This window comes from Pseudomonas onubensis (assembly GCF_965653655.1).
Taxonomy (GTDB): Bacteria; Pseudomonadota; Gammaproteobacteria; order Pseudomonadales; family Pseudomonadaceae; genus Aquipseudomonas.
This window is the reverse complement of the sequence record NZ_CBFHAZ010000012.1, coordinates 23,153-40,872: the sequence shown is the minus strand read 5'-3', so window position 1 is coordinate 40,872 and position 17,720 is coordinate 23,153. Positions and strand designations below refer to the sequence as shown.

General features: G+C 58.8%; 17 protein-coding genes and 2 pseudogenes. 11 read left to right on the top strand and 8 right to left on the bottom strand.

Translation table 11 applies throughout. The features are described 5' to 3' along the window. Positions 1 to 14 precede the first annotated feature (14 nt). The 3 genes from ACTD9P_RS06690 to ACTD9P_RS06680 form a co-directional block, all read right to left on the bottom strand. Complete coding sequence (locus ACTD9P_RS06690) at positions 15 to 1,229, bottom strand: aldose 1-epimerase family protein (RefSeq protein WP_438867103.1); 1,215 nt, start codon at positions 1,227 to 1,229, stop codon at positions 15 to 17. 395 nt (positions 1,230 to 1,624) lie between these two features. Continuing rightward, entirely contained in the window at positions 1,625 to 2,224 is a 600-nt protein-coding gene (locus ACTD9P_RS06685) for an NADPH-dependent F420 reductase (protein WP_438867102.1), read from the bottom strand. A 62-nt stretch (positions 2,225 to 2,286) separates the two neighbouring features. Further along, complete coding sequence (locus ACTD9P_RS06680; RefSeq protein ID WP_438867101.1) at positions 2,287 to 3,021, bottom strand: SDR family NAD(P)-dependent oxidoreductase; 735 nt, start codon at positions 3,019 to 3,021, stop codon at positions 2,287 to 2,289. Positions 3,022 to 3,133: 112 nt separating this feature from the next. Here ACTD9P_RS06680 and ACTD9P_RS06675 point away from each other — a divergent pair, with 112 nt between their 5' ends. After that, positions 3,134 to 3,508, top strand: coding sequence for a winged helix-turn-helix transcriptional regulator (locus ACTD9P_RS06675; protein ID WP_438867100.1), 375 nt, complete (start codon positions 3,134 to 3,136; stop codon positions 3,506 to 3,508). Positions 3,509 to 3,578: 70 nt separating this feature from the next. On the opposite strand, the gene ACTD9P_RS06670 is transcribed toward ACTD9P_RS06675, so the two are convergent. Beyond that, positions 3,579 to 4,652, bottom strand: coding sequence for an NAD(P)/FAD-dependent oxidoreductase (locus ACTD9P_RS06670; RefSeq protein WP_438867099.1), 1,074 nt, complete (start codon positions 4,650 to 4,652; stop codon positions 3,579 to 3,581). Positions 4,653 to 5,232: 580 nt separating this feature from the next. Between ACTD9P_RS06670 and ACTD9P_RS06665 the strand changes: the two genes are divergently transcribed. The 6 genes and pseudogenes from ACTD9P_RS06665 (at position 5,233) to ACTD9P_RS06640 (ending at position 10,306) form a co-directional block, all read left to right on the top strand. Further along, entirely contained in the window at positions 5,233 to 5,526 is a 294-nt protein-coding gene (locus tag ACTD9P_RS06665; RefSeq protein ID WP_058422774.1) for a hypothetical protein, read from the top strand. A gap of 222 nt (positions 5,527 to 5,748) precedes the next feature. Continuing rightward, positions 5,749 to 6,747 carry an F-box protein gene (locus ACTD9P_RS06660; protein ID WP_438867098.1) on the top strand — a complete coding sequence of 333 codons (999 nt, stop codon included), beginning with the start codon at positions 5,749 to 5,751 and terminating at the stop codon, positions 6,745 to 6,747. A 374-nt stretch (positions 6,748 to 7,121) separates the two neighbouring features. Further along, entirely contained in the window at positions 7,122 to 8,414 is a 1,293-nt protein-coding gene (locus ACTD9P_RS06655; protein ID WP_438867097.1) for an ankyrin repeat domain-containing protein, read from the top strand. Between the two features lie 13 nt (positions 8,415 to 8,427). Then, positions 8,428 to 8,643: pseudogene (locus ACTD9P_RS06650) on the top strand (fructose-bisphosphate aldolase); the annotation flags it as partial. Between the two features lie 462 nt (positions 8,644 to 9,105). Then, complete coding sequence (locus tag ACTD9P_RS06645; RefSeq protein ID WP_438867096.1) at positions 9,106 to 9,597, top strand: GNAT family N-acetyltransferase; 492 nt, start codon at positions 9,106 to 9,108, stop codon at positions 9,595 to 9,597. 163 nt (positions 9,598 to 9,760) lie between these two features. Beyond that, entirely contained in the window at positions 9,761 to 10,306 is a 546-nt protein-coding gene (locus ACTD9P_RS06640) for a hypothetical protein (protein ID WP_438867095.1), read from the top strand. 41 nt (positions 10,307 to 10,347) lie between these two features. Here the strand turns inward: ACTD9P_RS06640 and ACTD9P_RS06635 are convergent, their stop codons facing one another. Beyond that, on the bottom strand, positions 10,348 to 11,778 hold the full coding sequence (locus ACTD9P_RS06635) for an amidase (protein ID WP_438867094.1): 1,431 nt from the start codon (positions 11,776 to 11,778) through the stop codon (positions 10,348 to 10,350). Positions 11,779 to 11,879: 101 nt separating this feature from the next. Between ACTD9P_RS06635 and ACTD9P_RS06630 the strand changes: the two genes are divergently transcribed. The 3 genes from ACTD9P_RS06630 (at position 11,880) to ACTD9P_RS06620 (ending at position 13,836) form a co-directional block, all read left to right on the top strand. Next, positions 11,880 to 12,446 carry a TetR/AcrR family transcriptional regulator gene (locus tag ACTD9P_RS06630; RefSeq protein WP_438867093.1) on the top strand — a complete coding sequence of 189 codons (567 nt, stop codon included), beginning with the start codon at positions 11,880 to 11,882 and terminating at the stop codon, positions 12,444 to 12,446. A 13-nt stretch (positions 12,447 to 12,459) separates the two neighbouring features. Continuing rightward, positions 12,460 to 12,879: a GNAT family N-acetyltransferase gene (locus tag ACTD9P_RS06625; protein ID WP_438867092.1), complete on the top strand. Its 420-nt coding sequence runs from the start codon at positions 12,460 to 12,462 to the stop codon at positions 12,877 to 12,879. A 63-nt stretch (positions 12,880 to 12,942) separates the two neighbouring features. Beyond that, a complete protein-coding gene (locus ACTD9P_RS06620) occupies positions 12,943 to 13,836 on the top strand; it encodes an AraC family ligand binding domain-containing protein (protein WP_438867091.1) in 894 nt (297 codons plus the stop codon). Here ACTD9P_RS06620 and ACTD9P_RS06615 read toward each other — a convergent pair. Both ACTD9P_RS06615 and ACTD9P_RS06610 read right to left on the bottom strand, forming a co-directional pair. Further along, positions 13,778 to 14,366, bottom strand: a pseudogene (locus tag ACTD9P_RS06615) (LysE family translocator). The gene ACTD9P_RS06620 and the pseudogene ACTD9P_RS06615 sit on opposite strands and share 59 nt — an antisense overlap. A gap of 321 nt (positions 14,367 to 14,687) precedes the next feature. After that, positions 14,688 to 15,122: a winged helix-turn-helix transcriptional regulator gene (locus ACTD9P_RS06610; protein WP_438867090.1), complete on the bottom strand. Its 435-nt coding sequence runs from the start codon at positions 15,120 to 15,122 to the stop codon at positions 14,688 to 14,690. Between the two features lie 107 nt (positions 15,123 to 15,229). Here ACTD9P_RS06610 and ACTD9P_RS06605 point away from each other — a divergent pair, with 107 nt between their 5' ends. Beyond that, positions 15,230 to 15,928: an SDR family oxidoreductase gene (locus tag ACTD9P_RS06605; RefSeq protein ID WP_438867089.1), complete on the top strand. Its 699-nt coding sequence runs from the start codon at positions 15,230 to 15,232 to the stop codon at positions 15,926 to 15,928. A 190-nt stretch (positions 15,929 to 16,118) separates the two neighbouring features. Here ACTD9P_RS06605 and ACTD9P_RS06600 read toward each other — a convergent pair whose 3' ends face one another. After that, positions 16,119 to 17,564, bottom strand: coding sequence for a mechanosensitive ion channel domain-containing protein (locus ACTD9P_RS06600; protein WP_438867088.1), 1,446 nt, complete (start codon positions 17,562 to 17,564; stop codon positions 16,119 to 16,121). Between the last annotated feature and the right edge of the window lie 156 nt (positions 17,565 to 17,720).

Below are 17,720 nucleotides of genomic sequence, written 5' to 3'. Positions count from 1 at the left end.
TGCCCCAGCCGGCATCACTCCTTGGTCAGATCAACCAACGGCGTCTGCCGCACTTCAGTCTGCCGCCCATCCTGAATCTCGCTCACCTGCTTCAAGGCCTTATCCACCGCGGCCTTATCCGCTAACAAGCTGTAGCTGATGCGGAACTGCTTGTGTTCCTTGGGCCCAATTGTCGGTACCAGGTTCAGTGGCCGCTGGTAACGGCGGTTGTAGGAAAAACTTGTCCCTGGCTCCAACCCCGTGACATAGCCCTGGCCTTGGGTGTCGGTGTTTTTCCACAGGGAAAACACCGGCAGTGTCTGGGTATTGAAGCCGACCGCTACGCCCAGGCTGCCGGCCTTGTTATGCAACACGGTCAACGTATCGCCCTTGGCATCGGCATACGGCACCACGTTGTAAACCGTTTCGTCGTAGTCCTTGGTCGGTGCGCGGTAGGTTTGCCAGTCGGGCAGATCGCCCTTGGCCTTGTCGTTGAACGGCGACACCTGTTTCACCGGCGCGGCGAAACGAGCGCCCTGCTCCAGGAACGGGGTGCTGAAGTTGCTGTGATACAGCGCCTGGTATTCCTTCGGATAGTCGCCGTTGTTGGTCAGGGTGTCGTTGAGGGCGAACACCACGCTGCCGGGTTCGGTGACCAGTTCGGTCGCGACCGAGAAGTCGACTTTCTTGAACGCCTGCTCTTTCAATTCGCCGCGCAGGGTGATGGCGTACGGTGGTTTTTCATCGATATGCAGGGTGACTTTGTTCGCAGGGATGTTGGCGGCCCGACCGTGCAGGGTCAGCAGTTCGCCGTTGTCGACGCCGGGGTGGCCGACCCATTCGTAGCCGCAGCGGGCGACCAGTTCATTAAAACCTTCCAACCAGCCCAGACCGCCGCGGCCATTGAGTTCGATGAAGGACGGATTGACCACTTCCTTGACCGGAGAATCCCAGCCCATGCGCGCACTGCCGACCGAGGCCTGCAAGACGTTCATGCCGCGAGTCGGCACTACCGAGAGTTTCATCGTGCCGTTATCGATGTCGACGATGCTGACGCCCTCCTGCCGACCGCCGTGCAAGGTGCGCAGGGTAACGCTGAAGGGCTTGTCGGTTTTTATTCCGAGTTGCTGGCTGGTGATCTGCCAGCTCTGGGCGGCTTTGTCGGTGTCGAGCAGAACGTAATCCCAGGCCATGGCGTGGGAGGCAGCGGACAGAGCGCTGAGGGCAACAAAGAGTTTGAGCGGGGTCATGGCGGAAGCCTTTCTTGGAGTTGTGCCATTTTTATAAACTTGATGAAACGTTTCAGCAAGCTAAAAATGGGCTCAACGCCGACGGGGTTGGCAGCGTGTAGTGGGCGTAGGGCAAAAAACGGTAATGTCGCTGATAGCCGTTTGCTTCCCTTCGTTACAGCTGGCAATCGGCCAAAAACAGCCGCTCGGGAGTGACGTCTTTCAACCCAAAGCGTCACTCCGCTCGCTGGCCTCTGGCTGTCATCCGCTCAAAAATGGCCCTCGTTCGGACAAAATCGACGAAACGCTTGTTAGCGAAGGAAAGGTAACTGGACGGCAGCAGTCAATGGCGACGCTCATATCACTTGTCAACCGCTGGTGATTGTATTCGTCGCTGGCAGGATCTAATCCATTGCTCAGTTTGGCTTGACCAGATCCTTGAAGATCAATGGGCCCCAGCTATTGCCCCGCGCTTGCACAAGCAATCCACCTTCCGAAAGCCCTCCCAGTTTGATCGGTGCGAAGCCGAGGGTTTCTGCAAGCGAACCGATTTCCTCTGCGGCAGCGTCATCGTCGCTGGCTAAAAAGACGACTCTTCGGCCACCCTGCACGGTCGGATCCTGTTCAAGGACATTTGAGCCCAAATGGTTGAACCCCTTGACCAATCTTGCGCCCGTATACGCCTGAGTGACGGCCTTGGACGATGGCTCACCACCCAGCTCTTCAGGCGATACGCCATACGCATTGGTAACATCGATGACGGTCTTTCCCTTCCAGGTTGGCAGCGCCTTCGCGACATCCAGGTGGGACTCAAAACGCACAGCAAGAAAGATGATGTCCGCGCTGACGGCGTCGGCCAGCGTTTTTGGAATGATCGTTGGCCCGATAGCAGCCGCATCGGCTGCAAGGTTTTCAGGACTGCGAGTGGCTGCCACGGCTACGTCGATGCCTTTGCGGGCAAACGCCTTTGCCAGGGCATGGCCGATTTTGCCGAAGCCGATAATTGCGTAGCTCATACTATTCCCTTTCGGATTTACCGCACCCGACGAATGATGGAAAGGAGGTCGCGCGCAGCGGTTTAAAGTTGCGCCAGGCCGCCGTCGACGGCGACTTCGCTGGCGGTCATGAAGCTGCTGTCCGACGACGCGAGAAACGCAGCCACGGCTCCAATTTCCGCCGGCTCGGCCATGCGCTGGAGCGGAGTCATTGCACCGTAGGCTTTCTGACCTTCTTCGCCCAACGCTTGCTTGGCCAGTTCGGTCGCCGTTGCGCCAGGGGAGAGCACATTGACGCGGATGCCCGTGCCCTTCAGATCCTCAGCCCAGGTCCGGGCAAGATTGCGCACGGCTGCCTTGCTTGCGCTGTAGGCGGTGAATCCCGGGGCACCGGTGGTGCCGGCGCTCGAACCGGTGAGAATGATCGAACTACCTGGGCCCATCAGCGGCAGTGCCTGCTGAACCGTGAAGATGGTCCCCTTGACGTTGGTATCAAAGGCTTCGTCAATGTGCTCGGTGGTGATCTTGCCAAGCGGCAGTGGGCTGCCAGCGCCGGCATTGGCGAAGACGATGTCGAGGGTTCCGCGTTCGGCTTTAACCGCTGCGTAGAGCCGGCCGAGATCCGCCTCATTGGAAACCGATCCTTTTACCGCTCGGGCATTGGGCCCCAACTCTGCCACTGCAGCGTCCAGGGCCTGCTGCCGGCGGCCGAAGATGAAGACGAAAGCGCCTTCCTCGATAAAACGCTTCGCCGCCGCGCGGCCGATGCCGGTAGCGCCGCCGGTGATAACGGCGGTCTTGCCATTGAGTCTGGTCATGTTGTGCATCCTCGATTGCGGGTAGATGCAAGCAAAACTGCTTGCTTGAGAACAAGGATGCATCCCTGATAACCTAAGGACAAGTATGCACCTTTTGGTAAGTAGGCAGGTTATGACCACATCTGATGAAGTTTGCGGTACCGGTTGCGGGCTCAACGCCACACTGCGCGTCATTTCGGGCAAGTGGAAACCACTGATACTTTTTTTTCTGCGCGATGGTTCGAAACGCTATGGCGAGTTGAAACGCTTGATCCCAGGCGTCAGCGACAAAGTGCTGATTCAGCAGCTGAAGGATCTTGAATGTGACCGCGTGTTGGCCCGCAATGACTACCGAGAAGTACCGCCGCGCGTGGACTATACGCTGACCCTGCTGGGTAGCAGTTTGTCAGAGGCGATTCTTCCGCTATGCAGTTGGGGAACCCGGAACGCCGCTGAAATGGCGAGGATCTTCGCTGAGCGTGATGCCCTTGCTGAGCAGGAGGTCTAAGCGCTGGCGGAGTGGGAGAGGTCGGTATGCGTCAGATCGCGGCAGGTCTGCTGTCTCACAAAAGGATCTCCTACGCTTGGAAGAATCGATCGGGGCGGCACGGGTAAAGGGCACTGGACGCCTTGTCATCGTTGATTTCCTCGCTGACAAGGCGTCCCACTACCGCCGCCAAAGTAATTCCAGGGTGCATTGCACACACATAGACGCCGCCCACTTTTGGTAGATAACCGATCACGGGGATGCCATCGACAGGCATGGGCCTTAGTCCGACACAAGCCCATTCCGGTTCTATGGAAACAACACCATGGAGTTCGTTCTGGATTGTCTTGGCAGTTCGAAGCGCTATCGCTGCTGGCTGATTGTCCATGGTGTCGTCCAGGTAATCTTCTGCCGCCAGCAACGCACCATCTGAACTTTGCCTCACTTCCATTTCAGGGCTGGAGATTAGGGTGTGCACGAGGTTGGGTTGTGACTTGTAACGGATGAAAATGGCAGGCGAGGCCTCTATTGGCAGGGACACTTCAAGCATCTCTGTCAGCTTCGTGATGCCTGTCCCGGCTGCCAATACGACGATGTCGGCGTCGATGATGCCTTTTGTTGTTTCGACTCCGATCACCTTTCGATTCTGGGTTACAAAACCGAGCACTCGCGTCTGAGTGAGCATTTGCGCCCCATATGCCTCGGCACCTGCGATTAATGCATGTGTAACTGTCACTGCATCCAGCGCCCCCTCTTCAGTCGCATATAAAGCCGACTGAGGAGGGGTCTTGAGATTTGGTTCAAGGTCGAGAATCTGGGATCGAGACACCAATTTTGCCGAAGCATCGTTACCTGGGATCGGCAGCGCTCCACTCGGCGTCACGCTGTATGACAAGGCACCTGTCCATCTTATCTTCAGGCCAGGCAGTTGCGTTTCGAGTCGGCGGTACTCCTTGATTGCAGAACCGCGCAGTTGCGCAATCGGGTCAGGGTCGGGGTGCGAGGTATTAATCCAAGCAAATGAACTGCCCGTCACTCCCGAAGCTATGCCTTCAGCCTCGACCACGGTGACATTCGCGCCTTTACCCGCCAAGTGATACGCCAATGACGCGCCCACGATGCCTGCACCAATGACAACGACTCGTTTGCCCTGACCATTTCCCATATCAACCTCCGCTCTGTCGATGTGTCTATGGTACGACAGCTGAATGATTTCATGACATTAGAGCCTGATCGTTCAGAGCGCTTTTTGAGTGCCTGCTTCTGGCCGTTTGCTGCCGTTCACGCTGGACGGCTCTCAGCTATTTTCACCCAGTTACGCCAGTCGCCTGCCGGCAGATTTCTGCCAGCTATGCACGCAGACCTACAGAAGCTCCCGCTGCAAATAACTGAGCAGGCCTGTGAAACTAACCAAATCTTCCGGACCTAGGGGGGGGAAATTAATGACTGAGGTTGATACATCCTCTCAGTTGCGCCCTGGCTAAACCCCCCTTATAGTTCGCCCCGTCGCCGGCCTTGGCCAGCGACAGGGTTTCGCAGCCCTAAAACGATTCACACCAGCACCGTCAGACATACCCCAGCCGGCTCCCGGCTGCCGAATGTTTTATGGCGGTTGTGCGTGGGAGACCTTCGGGTCTGCCGGGTTTTGGTGTAAATCGTCCGGTCTGCGAACCCGCGCACAGCTGCCACCCAATCTGTTTCGCAGCAGAGCCGGTGGTAAATCTTTTTTCTTGAGGATTTACACCATGACTACTCAACACCCGCCCCGCCGCTTCACCCCCATGTCCCAAACCGCAACCGAATACCCTGTTCTGCTCATCGACAGCGACGCCCCGCTCAGCGAGCTGCACGCCTGCGCCAGCGAGCGTCTCAACGCTGCCCTCGCCTACCTGCACCTGATGGCCTGTTCCAATGTGTCCGACTACGCCGAGCATGACGTTAATACCGTCGCCAATACCGCGCGGATCATGATCCAGGATGTTTCGGATGTGTTTACGGTGATGGAGCGGCGCGGGTTTGATTTGCCTGCTGTGAGTTGATGTGATGTGAGCTGTGAGGAAACCCGCCTTTGCGGGTTTTCTGACTTTTGGGGCGGCTACTGCCTACCAGACTTGATGTGTCTAAATAAATGCATCCCCTTTTCCCACGTCCCCTTTTCCCATATCAGGCAAGTCGCTAGCGCTCGTCGGCATGGGAACCAGAACCTCTGTACACCCACTCACTGCCCGTACATTCGTACTGACCTGGTGGGGATAGATGAGATGTTGCAGCGCATCATGGGTAAAAGTGTCAACAGTACAAACGCCGATCCGAGCCAACCAAAAGCCAAATCCAAATCCAAATCCAAACGCCAGGACCCACCCGTTCACTCAGCCGAGTCATTGCGGCCACCCCGCCCCGATGCCCCCCGCTCCACTCCCCGCGCCTCGGCCTTGACGCAAAGCCAGCTTGAACGCAGCCTGCAAGCGGGAGCCTCACAGACGAGTCGTTGGAATGAAATGCCCACTGAGATGCAGCTTGAGGTGGTCAAGCACTTGCCTCTCAGTGCCCAGGCGACCTTCTCTAAAGTCTCGCGTAACACGCAAGACCTGCTGCCGGTTGCACGCCAGGATCATCGACAGTTCGACACCTTGATCAAAAACCTGGGGAACGAGCTCCACAACTCTGATTTCAAGTACACACTGCGCGCCATGGCGCTGCTCGAGGGCGGGCTTCATCCCGACGACAGCGCAAAAATGATGCACAATTTGCTGTGGAACATGAACCTTCAGTTAAGCCAGCTAAAGCTGCGGAACAATCAACCGCTGGTCATCAAAGAAGTGTTCAAAAAAGCCATCGTGCTGTTAAAGGCCGTGGAAAATCCAAACGATAAAATGCGCCTAGCGCAGGCCATCAGCCAGAAACTGCCTGTGCTCGCGGACTTCCCGGGTTCCTCGATTACTCAGTCGGTGCCCTACCAACTGCGCGACACCGTCGGCAGAGCAGACACCACCCGCCTCTCCCGCGAGGGCGCGCAGCACATGGCGAGTACGTTGGTGAGCCTGAACCGGCACGGGATCGACCATGTTCCTGAACTGCACCGTCAAGACGCATTCGACTTTCACATCATGGCGATGAAAAACCTCCACGCCGTAAACCCGCAACTGACTGCGGCACAAAACCCACTGCCGACTGCGTTGCACCTTGTCGCAAGTTTTGCGCCGCAGCCCAAAATACGGGCCCTGTATAACCTGAACAAATTGAACCACTGGAAAACCTGAGGCCCCTGAGCAAAGGTGCTGGCGGAATCAACTGCCAGCTCGTCCACGCGATACATCGCTGCACGATAGTGGGTAATAGTCGCGAAGATCTGGAAGGCCAATGCTGTTTGCAACGCAAGCAGATGTTCGCGTCGGGTCTGCTACCGCTATCCATAGAGTGGGTCCGTTACTAATCTCCAGGCAGCAGACATGACTGACCTTGGTTGCCTGCATTGACAAAGGCTTGCGTGCCAGCCTTTTGAGAATCGACACGCCAATAGCACGACGATATAAACCGCTTGAGGTCATCCCACTCAGATCAAAAAAAGGAACCGAAAACTTGATATTGCCACTCATTACAGAATGTTTCTGTCATTCACGTAGGGGCTCTATTTATGATCTCTAGTCGGTATACACAACCTGCCCACGTTAGCAGTCAACCTGCTGCCGAACCTTTTCATGATGCCGTTAAACGGGGTGATACTTCCCAGATCAAACAGCTGCGCCAACAGGGGCTGCTGGCCAACCAATTGGACACCCAGGACCGCTCGCCTCTCGACATCCTGGACAGTATGCGAAATATCGATTCGCGCAGCCGTTCAAGTATTCGTATGGCCCTGCTTGAGTCGCTGAACAACACCGCGCCGCGAGGCCATATGAAACCTGAAGCGTTTCACGGCACACCCTGGGGGTTGGAGGTATTAGTGTCGGGCGGCCTAATGGGCGGGGCCAATGACAAAAAGGGTGGCAGTCAATCGCTGGAAGGACAGGTGTTTTTTTCAGACCGAACTCAGGAAAGCGATGGTGACAGAACTACGCGCAAGGGGCTTCGCTCCAAACCGCGTATTTACGCAAAAGGCGCGGGAATGAAGCCCAGCAACGCATTTTCGCGAGCACTGCAACACGGTCTAACCCAAGTAATACTTAAAAACCTGGACAGCGGTCAGGTGCTTAAACCAGAGATGCAGCCCGGTAAAATCAATGTTGCCAATCTGGACCATATAACGGCGCAAGAAGCAGTTACCTGGCTTCAACAAATGCTACACGATAGCCACATCATGAAAGGCAATCACAAAACACCCGGAGATTTGTACGCACTCGGAAAATTCCTCCCGACGTCCGTAGTTCTACAGCAGGGAGAACAGCAAAAAGTACTGAAAGGCGATTCGCTGCGTCGTTTTTATCAGGACACAGTCAATACCTTGCAACGGGATCTGGAAAACGGCAAAGCACCTTTTTTAAGCCTTTTGAACCAAGGTAATGTGGTCCCGATGGTTTTTGGTTTTGAAAAAATCAATCACCTGTCGTCTCATTCGATTAACAACACGTTCACCAGAAAAACGAGCCACTTCTCTTACCAAAGCCAAGCGCACCCACTTCAAGGTGGCCCCAATGGCGGAAAGCTCAAAGAGCTGGAAGTCCGCAGCCTGGATGATCTCGCTACACTCTGCCTGGGATGCGCAGCCAAGGGCACAGCCCTACCCCCAGGGTTGGTCGTACGTTTGAAGGCTCGTAAAGATGTCAAGGCGCAGTACCTGGACGCATCGAAGGTCACTCGATTCCAAACGGAAATTCTTCGTCAGGCCCAGCATCTGGCGGGTAATCAACAGTTGGGCGGACAGCCTATGGAGCGCCTCCAGTCGATTAATGTAAAACTTCGTTCTAACAATCTGCATGGCTTAGTGTAAACGCGGAGGCCCTGCCGACGCCCCGCTCAGCGAGCTCCACGCCTGCGCCAGCGAGCGTCTCAACGCAGCCCTCGCCTAACTGCACCTGATGGCCTGTTCCAATGTGTCCGATTACGCCGAGCATGATGTGAATACCGTCGCCAATACCGCGCGGATCATGATCCAGGATGTGTCGGATGTGTTTACGGTGATGGAGCGGCGCGGTTTTGATGTGCCTGCTGTGAGTTGACGTGATGTGAGCCGTGAGGAAACCCGCTTTGGCGGGCTTTCTGGTTTTTGGGGCGGCTACTGCCTGGCGGTCTTGATGGTCACAACGTTTTTTCTAGGCGGCTCGCCAAACAGGCGCTTGTATTCTCGACTAAGGTACGCGGTGATAGGCGTGATGTTCGATTCACACTCCCCTCTTTTATTGGCGGAAATGGCTGTTGGAAAACCCGGCATCTGTGGCGAGGGAGCTTGCTCCCGCTGGGGCGCGAAGCGGCCCCTGCTTTTTGCTTTAAAAGCATGGGACTGCTACGCAGTCCAACGGGAGCAAGCTCCCTCGCCACAATTACCGGCTATGTCTTAACTGACTGGCATTAGCGCAAGCCCGCTCGCCACAGTGAGCGTGCTTGCCATCATCACAATCTGTGTCAGGCACTGGATGTTTCTTTATGATGTGGCCTTTCGCTCAATGCCCCAGGAAACGCCCATGCCCGCCCTCTCCTTCCGCAACGCCCTGCCCGCCGACGCCGCGCGTTGCTTTGAAATCGAAACCAGCGCCTACGAAGGCGACGAAGCCGCGACGCTGGAGAAGATCGCTACGCGTATTGCGCAGTACCCCGAGGGCTTTTTGATTTTGGAGGCGGATGGCGCGGTGGTGGGGTTTATCAATTGTGGCTGCGCCCATCAGGTGGTGATGTCGGATGAGGCGTTCAAGGAGTTGGTGGGCCATGCGGCCGAGGCGCCGAATGTGGTGATCATGTCGGTGGTGGTAGACCCGGCGCATCAGGGCCAAGGATATTCCACATTGCTGATGACTGAGTTTGTGCAGCGCATGCGCGTGATGGGCAAGCAGACGCTTCATTTGATGTGCAAGGAGCAGCATGTGCCGTTGTACACGCGCATGGGTTACGGCTATGTGCAGCCGTCGCCGTCGGAGCACGGCGGGATGGCGTGGCATGAGATGGTGATGGGCCTTTAGGCCTTCGCGTTTATGTAACGGGATTTAGGCCCGCCAGCCATCGTTGAACGGGCAACTGTGTTTCAACAGGTAAGAAGCGGGCCTCTATTGCCTTTTCTGACGGCCAAGTTGAAACGTCATACGCGGTTTTGAGCCACGGCCGATAGACCGCACCCATCGTTACATGAGCGCAGTCACCAGCAGTGTTGAGCAGTTACATCTGCAAAAAATCACCTTATTGAATGCCTCGGCAGGGCTCTGTAGTTTTCGAAGGGAATCGCCGGATCAGGTTCTGGCGATACTTTCTCTTAAAGATCGCCGAGGTACGTCCATGTTTCCAATCACCCGTACGCCCTACACTCCCCCTTCGCACATCCAACACATGCATGAGGCAGCTCACAGTGCTCCCCTGGATCGCGAGCCCCAGGCCTCCCCTACAATCATGTCCCCAAGGGGCAAGACGGCAAACCAGGCGGTTTTCCCGCTGGTCAATTCGAATACCAAACTCTGGGCCAGCCTCGAACACCGAATTGATAACGACACCCCCTTGCGCAACAAGCGGGATGACACCGCCGGTGACGATGCCGAAGTGTTCGATCCACAGACACAAACCTGGCAGCCTACCCAAGCACGCGGCAAGGGTTTGTACGCTGATCTTGGCGACGCTTACCGCGAAGCCATCGATTTCGAAATCAAGGCCGACAACATGGGCGGCTGGCAGCGAGTGTGAGTCATTGATGGTGTGAGGTCCCGTGGAGGGTGCTCCAAGCGCTAGACGAACCCGGCCCACACCTGCGGTCGTCGGGCCGCCCACGGGGCCGCCTGCTCCAATTGCGCCCCCAACGCCAGCAACAACCCTTCACAACCAAACGCACCCATAAACTGCATACCGATCGGCATCCCATCGTACATGGCCAAGGGCACGGACATCGCCGGGCTGCCGGTCACGTTGGCCAGCGCGGTGAAGGGCGAATGGGCGAACACCCGTTGCATCCAGCTTCGGCCGTCGAGCTGTTCCTGGCCTTGGTTGTAGTCGCCGATTTCGGGCGCCAGCCCAGGCAGTGTGGGTGACAGCAGTACGTCGTAGCGTTGGAACAGCTGCCCCATGCGTCGAGCAACGAGGTTACGTTCCCACAGGGCGCCGAGCAGGTCGGTGGCGTGCAGCGATTTACCCAATGCATACAGGCTTAAGGTCGCGGGCTCCAGGTACTGGGCGCTGGCTTCGCGCCCGGTGGCGGCGGCGATGGCATCGATCCAGGCGGCGGTATTGGTGGACCAGAAGCGCGCGTTGAGTTCGACGAAGGCTTCCCAGCTCAAACCGATATCCGGCTGAATTTCTTCGACGTGATGGCCGAGTGCTTGCAACTGTCGCGCCGTGTTCAGCAGCGTCTGTTGCACCGCCGGGTGCAGCGCCTGGCCATTGAGTGGGCGGGTTTGCAGGGCGATGCGCAGGGCTTTGGGTTCATGTTGGGACAGCGCCGCGAAGCTGTGCTGCGGTGGCGCAATCTGGAACGGGTCGCCCGGCGCGGCGCCGTGGATGGCGTCCAGCAGGGCCGCGCTGTCGCGTACCGAGCGGGTGAGCACGCCGTGTACGGCGAGGCCGCTCCATACTTCATCGACGTCCGGCCCCATGGGCACGCGGCCGCGGCTGGGTTTGAGGCCGAACAGGCCGCAGAGTGACGCCGGTACGCGGATCGAGCCGCCGCCGTCGGTGGCATGGGCCACCGGCACCAACCCTGCCGCCACGGCGGCGGCCGAGCCACCGCTGGAGCCGCCGGCGCTGCGTTGCAGGTGCCAGGGGTTGCGCGTGGGGCCGCACAGGCGGCTTTCGGTGGTGGTGCTGGTGGCGAATTCCGGCGTGGTGGTGCGGCCCAGCGGCAGCAGGCCGGCGCGGCGAAAGCGTGTCATCAGTTCGGAGTCCGCCTCGGCGGTGCAGCCCAGGGCCAGGGCGCTGCCCAGTTCATTGCGGCGCCCGGCGGCGCTGATGCCCACGTCCTTTAGCAACATCGGCACGCCGTGAAAGGCACCGGGTGCTGCGGGCGGTTCGTCGTCCCAGGTGTCCACCAGGGCATTAATCTGCGGGTTGAGGGCGGCCATGGCGTGCAGTGCGGCGCGGCGGACCTCATCGGCGCTGACAGCTTTGGCGTGGATCAGGCGCGCCAGACCGGTGGCGTCCTGGGCAGCGTATTCGGACAGGTACATGGGTGGCTCCAAACGGGTATGATGGATACTCTTCGGTATCGCACGATACCGATTAGTATCATGCGATACTCATGGGTATCGCTGTCAAGCGGAGATTCTGCATGCGTGTGCAACAAGCCCCTCAACTGCCGCCCCGGGAGCGGATTGTCGAGGCCGCGCAAAGCCTGTTTGCGCAACAGGGCATCACCCGTGTGAGCGTGGATGCGATTGCCGCGCTGGCCGCCTCGACCAAGATGACCGTATACCGGCACTTCGAAAACAAAGACGCGCTGGTGCTGGAATGGCTGCAACGCCTGACCGAAAGCTACAGCGAAGCGCTCGACAGCCTGGCGCAGCAATACCCCGACGCGCCCCGCGAGCAGTTGCTGGGCTTTACCGGGTTTATCGTGGATGACCTGCAACGCGCGGGTTATCGCGGCTGCCCGTTTACCAACAGCCTGGCCGAAATACCCGAGCCGGATCACCCGGCACGCCAGTTGATCGAGGCGCACAAGCAGCGCCAGTTTGCGCGGGTGGCCGCGTTGTGTTCACAGTTGGGCGCTCAAGCGCCGCAGGCGTTGGCGCAGGAGCTGTCACTGCTGATGGAGGGCGCGCAGGTGGTGGCGCAAAACAAGGGCTTTGATCAGGTGGGTGAACGGTTGCTGCACATGGTGCGCCAGCGGCTTTGAGGAGCGAGAACGCATGAGCATGATTGAAATCAGCGACCAACCCAACCCCGACGCCGAGCACCTGCTGGGCGATGGCCTTGCCGCGTTCAATGAGGCCGTTACCGGCGGCAATGACCGTCGGCCGTTGATGGTGTTGCTCAAAGACCCGGACACCCAGCAGATCCTGGGTGGCATCACGGGCAAAACCACCCTGGGCATGGCCTTCCTCGACCTGTTTCACTTGCCCGAATCGCTGCGCGGCTCGGGCCTGGGCAGCCAATTGCTGCAGGCCTTCGAAGAAGAAGCACGGCGCCGGGGTTGCCGGAATGCGGTGCTGTACACCATCAGCTTCCAGGCACCGGGTTTTTACGAGAAACAGGGGTGGGTGCGGTTTGGTGAAATACCCTGCCAGCCCGAAGGCAGCAGCCGGGTGTTTTTGTCCAAACAGCTTTGAAGCTGACGACCCCGGCGCTCTGTGCAATGATCGCAACTCGTCTCAAGGGATGGAGCCACCGCCATGTCGCTGAACACACCCTCTCACCCCGCACACGCGCCACGCTTCTGGCGTGATGAGCGCTTGCCGTTCATCGAGGCGCGCACCATCGCCGACGGGCGCAAGGTCACTTACACCCGGCACGCCCATGAACATTTTTCCATCGGCGCCATCACCCGCGGGCGCAGTTATTACCACTATGGCGCGCAGACCTTCGAGATCAGCGCCGGCACGGTGGTGTTGATGAACCCCGGCGATGTGCATGCCTGCAACCCGATCCAAGACCAGCATTGGTCGTATCACATGATTTACCTCGACACACCGTGGCTGACGGACCTGCAATACCAGCTGGGTTTCAGCACCGAGCAGGGTTATCGGCCGTTCAATACCCCGCATACCCGCGACCTGCTGTTGTATAACGGCCTGATCGAGCTGTACGCAATTCTGCTGGATGAGCAGGCCGAACTGCTGCAAAAACAGAGTGCGCTGGTGAGTTATTTCACCGAGGTGCAGCAGCGCCTGAACCCGTCGCTGACGCCGCTGCGCGAGGTCAACCACAAGCTGGAGCGCGCCGCCGAGTACATCCGTGCGCATTGCACCGAGGCGTTGAAGCTGGAGGATATTTGCCTGGCGGCCGAGCTGTCGCCGTCGTATCTGATTCGTGCGTTCAAGCAGTATTACGGGCTCACGCCCCATGCGTTTCTGGTCAACCGGCGCATTCAGTTCGCCCGCACGCAATTGCGCAATGGCAAACTGATCGCCGATGTGGCCCTGGCCGCAGGCTTTGCCGACCAGGCGCATTTTCAGCGCACCTTCAAACTGCATTTCGCTGCCACGCCGGGGCAGTACCGCGACTTGCTCAAGCCATCAGCAAATAACCCACACTGGCCACCAGCAACGCGGCCATTGAGCGGTTGAACAGGCGCACGCCTTGGGGGTTGCTCAGGTAGCGCCGCAAAAAGGTTCCGGCGTAGGCCCAGCACGCCACCGACAGGTAGCAGATCACCAAATACAGCGCCGCAAATAACCACACTTGGCGCGCATCGCCATCGGCCACAAACAAGCCCATGCCCGCCACGCAGGCCAGCCAGGCCTTGGGGTTGAGCCATTGCATGATCGCGCCGTAGAGCATCGACGGCGCGGAGGCGGTGCCTTCGGCGTCGAGTCGGCCATCGTCAACCGCGAGTTTCCAGGCCATGTAGAGCAGAAAGGCGACCCCGCCCCACTGAATCAACTGGGTGAGGATCGGCCAGCGCACCAGCACTTCATGCAGGCCCAGGCCGATCAGCACCAGCAGCAAGGTAAAACCGACGGCGGCGCCGAAGACGTGTTTCTGGCTGGCGGCAAAGCCGAAACGCGCGCCGGAGCTGAGCGCCACCACATTGACCGGGCCGGGGGGTGATGGACGTGGCCAAAGCGAAGGCGGCCATGGAGAGGATCAAGCTCATTGCAGTTCCTTTTGGTGATGCCGAGTGACGATGGCTTCACGGTAAAGGGCTGAACGTGAGCGGTATTGAAGAAAATGCCCCTGACGCCTTGGAGGCTTTGCCCGAGAGCGTTTCAGGTCGCCATGTTCCCTTTGTGGCGAGCAGGCTTGCCCTGCGCTGGGTGGCGAAGCCGCCCCAATCCAGGCGGCGCGGTGAGTCAGGCAGAAAGAGCCGGGGCTGCTTCGCAGCCCAACGCAGGGCAAGCCTGCTCGCCACATCAAGCCTGTTTGTCACAACAAGCCTGGTTGTCACAACAGCCTGCTCGCCACAATGGCCCAGTCGTTATGCCGCTGGCATCTGCGTGATGATGTCTTCCAGGCCCAGCACCCGGCCGTCCTCGGACACGATCTCAACCTTGCGCAGCGGCTTGAGCAAACGCGCATCCAGCAAGTGGGTGCTGCCATCAGCCGGCTGCGTGAAGGTTTCGCCCCATTGCGCCAGGGTCACCAGTACCGGCATCAGCGCACGGCCTTTGTCGGTGAGTTGATATTCACTGCGCGCGCCCACTTCACTGGTTTGCAACAGGCCTTGCTCGACCATCTCCTTGAGGCGCGTGGCAAGGATGTTTTTTGCCACGCCCAGGTGTTTTTGGAAGTCACCGAAGCGCGTCACCCCGGCGTAGGCATCGCGGATGATCAACAGCGTCCACCAATCCCCCACCACGTCGAGCGCACGGGCCACCGGGCAACAGTCGCCTTCCAGGCATTTGCGTTTCATCGTCGGGCCTCCGGGTATGTTGAAATATTAGGTTGCATTATAGGACCAATAAGCCCAAGATAAAAACGGTTTCATTATTAAACCTAATTCGTCGCCTGGAGTTCATCATGGATATTCGTGGAAAAGTGGTGTTGGTTACCGGTGCCAATCGTGGCCTGGGCAAAGCGTTTGTCACCGCGCTGCTGGCAGCCGGTGCGGCCAAGGTGTATGCCGGTGCACGCGACCCGGCCAGTGTGGATATCCCCGGCAGCACGCCGATTGCCCTGGACATTACCGACCCGGCCAGCGTGCAGCGCGCCGCCGAGCAGTGTGGCGATGTGAGTGTGTTGATCAACAACGCGGGCTGGCTCAAGTACGGCTCGTTGCTGGCCGAAGACAGCATCGAGAACCTGCAGCAGCATTTTGAGGTGAACACCTTCGGCACCTTGCGCCTGAGCCGCGCTTTTGCGCCGATCCTGGCCAAACAAGGTGGCGGCGCGTTGATCAATATCCTTTCGGTACTGAGCTGGCTGAGCCCGCCCGGCGCCGGCGGCTACAGCACTTCCAAGTCGGCGCAGTGGGGCCTTACCAACGGTCTGCGCGGTGAATTGCGCGAGCAGAACACGTTAGTGATCGGCGTACACCCGGCCTATATCGACACGGACATGGTGGCGGATGTGCAGGCGCCGAAAAGCACACCGCAGGAAGTGGTGGCCATTACCCTCAAGGCACTGAGCGAAGACCGCGAAGAAGCGTTGATTACCGACATGACCCACGCGGTAAAAGCCTCGCTGTCCACCGACAGCCCGGTGTATTTGAGCCATTGAGCAACCAGCAGTGCACGCCGAGCCTGGTGCGCACTCGCCAACTGAAACAACTCGGCCTTAATGTGGGAGCGGGCTTGCTCGCGAAAGCGTAGTGTCAGTCGATGCATAGGTGACTGACCCACCGTATTCGCGAGCAAGCCCGCTCCCACATTTAGATCGCGTTACATCCAGAAGATATGGCGCTACGGCCTCACAACCCGCGATTGCGCAGCCATTGCAAAAAGCCTTTCTTGACCGGCACTACCGGTGCGTCCTGGATCAGGGCCTGTGCGGCGTGCACGCGGAAATCCAGCAGCGCCTTCATCGCTTCGCTGATGTCGTGGCGCGCGTCCAGGCAGGGTTTTAGGTATTCATTCTCGATGCGGTACAGCGTGCAGTAGGTCTTGGCGGTGAAGTCCGCCAGTGCCGCTTGATCGGACAAAATCCCCGACTCGCCAATCACCTCGCCCGGCCCCATGCGCCCGGCTTCGAACTTGTGGCCATCCTTGATCAACATCACCGAGACCACGCCGGATTCGACGATAAACAAATGGTCGCTGACCTCCCCCGCCGGCAGGATCATCTCGCCGGCGCGGTAGGTGTGCAGGGTCATGTTTTGGCTGAAGGTGTCTTTTTCTTCCTGGCGCAGCGTGGAGAAAATCGAAGACCGTTCCAGCAATGCCCGTGCAGGCGACATCAGCGGTGGCGCGCTGCTTTCGGTGGCCGACAGCACACCCACGCCCGCCGCTTGCAGGTGACGGAATGCCAGGTCGTAAAGCTGGTTACGCACTTCACGCTTTTGGCCCATGGCGGGCACGAACCCGCTGATCTCGTATTCCACGCCGCCACTGGCTGAAGCCTTGAATGCCACGCTGGGCGCGGGTTTGGCCAGTAGTGGCCGGCAGCCTTGCATCGCGCGCTCCAGCGCTTCGATCACGGTTTGCGGGCGCGCATGCGGGCTGACTTGCAGGCTGACCGCCAGGCCAAACATGTCCGCCGGGCGTGAGAAGTTGATGATCTTGGCCTTGGCTGCCAGGGAATTAGGGATTACCGCCATGCTGCCCTGGGAGGTTTGCAGGCGCGTGGCGCGCCAGTCGATGTCGGTGACGCGGCCTTCGGTGCCGTCAATGGAGATCCAGTCATCCACCTGATACGGCTTGGTGGTGTTGAGCACGATCCCGGAAAACACGTCGCTCAAGGTGCTTTGCAACGCCAGGCCGACGATGATTGCCACCGCGCCGGAGGTGGCGAGCACGCCCTTGACCGGCAGGTCGAGCACATAGGCCATGGCGGCGATGATCGCGATCAAAAAAATCACCGCGCCCAGCAGGTCTTGCAACAAGCGCCCGCCGTGCCCGACGCGATTCATCATCACCGTGCCGAGCAACACCGTGAGGGTCCGCGCGGCAAACAGCCACCAGCCGATCTGCAAGGCCGTGGCGGCCAGGTGCAGCGCGGTGTTGTCGCCATAGGGCGCAAGCTGCATGGGGTTCATGCCGTCGTTGAACAATACGGCGCTGAACACCGCAAAGATGGCCAGGCGCGCCGCCAGTTTCCAGTTGGCGAGGTTGACGGAAATAAGCCGCCACACGGCGATGTCGATAAAGATCAGCGCCACGGCGCACAGCATCGGGTGATCAGCGATAAATGAGGGCATCCAGGCGACTCCAGGGTGTGTGGCGAGAAGATCGCATGAATTGAAGATAGCGGGTATAGCGCAGTACAAAATGTGTGTGGGCTTAATGTGGGAGCTGGTTTTGTGTGGGAGCTGGCTTGCCTGCTCCCGCACAGAGCCCGCTCACACAGGGGGTAT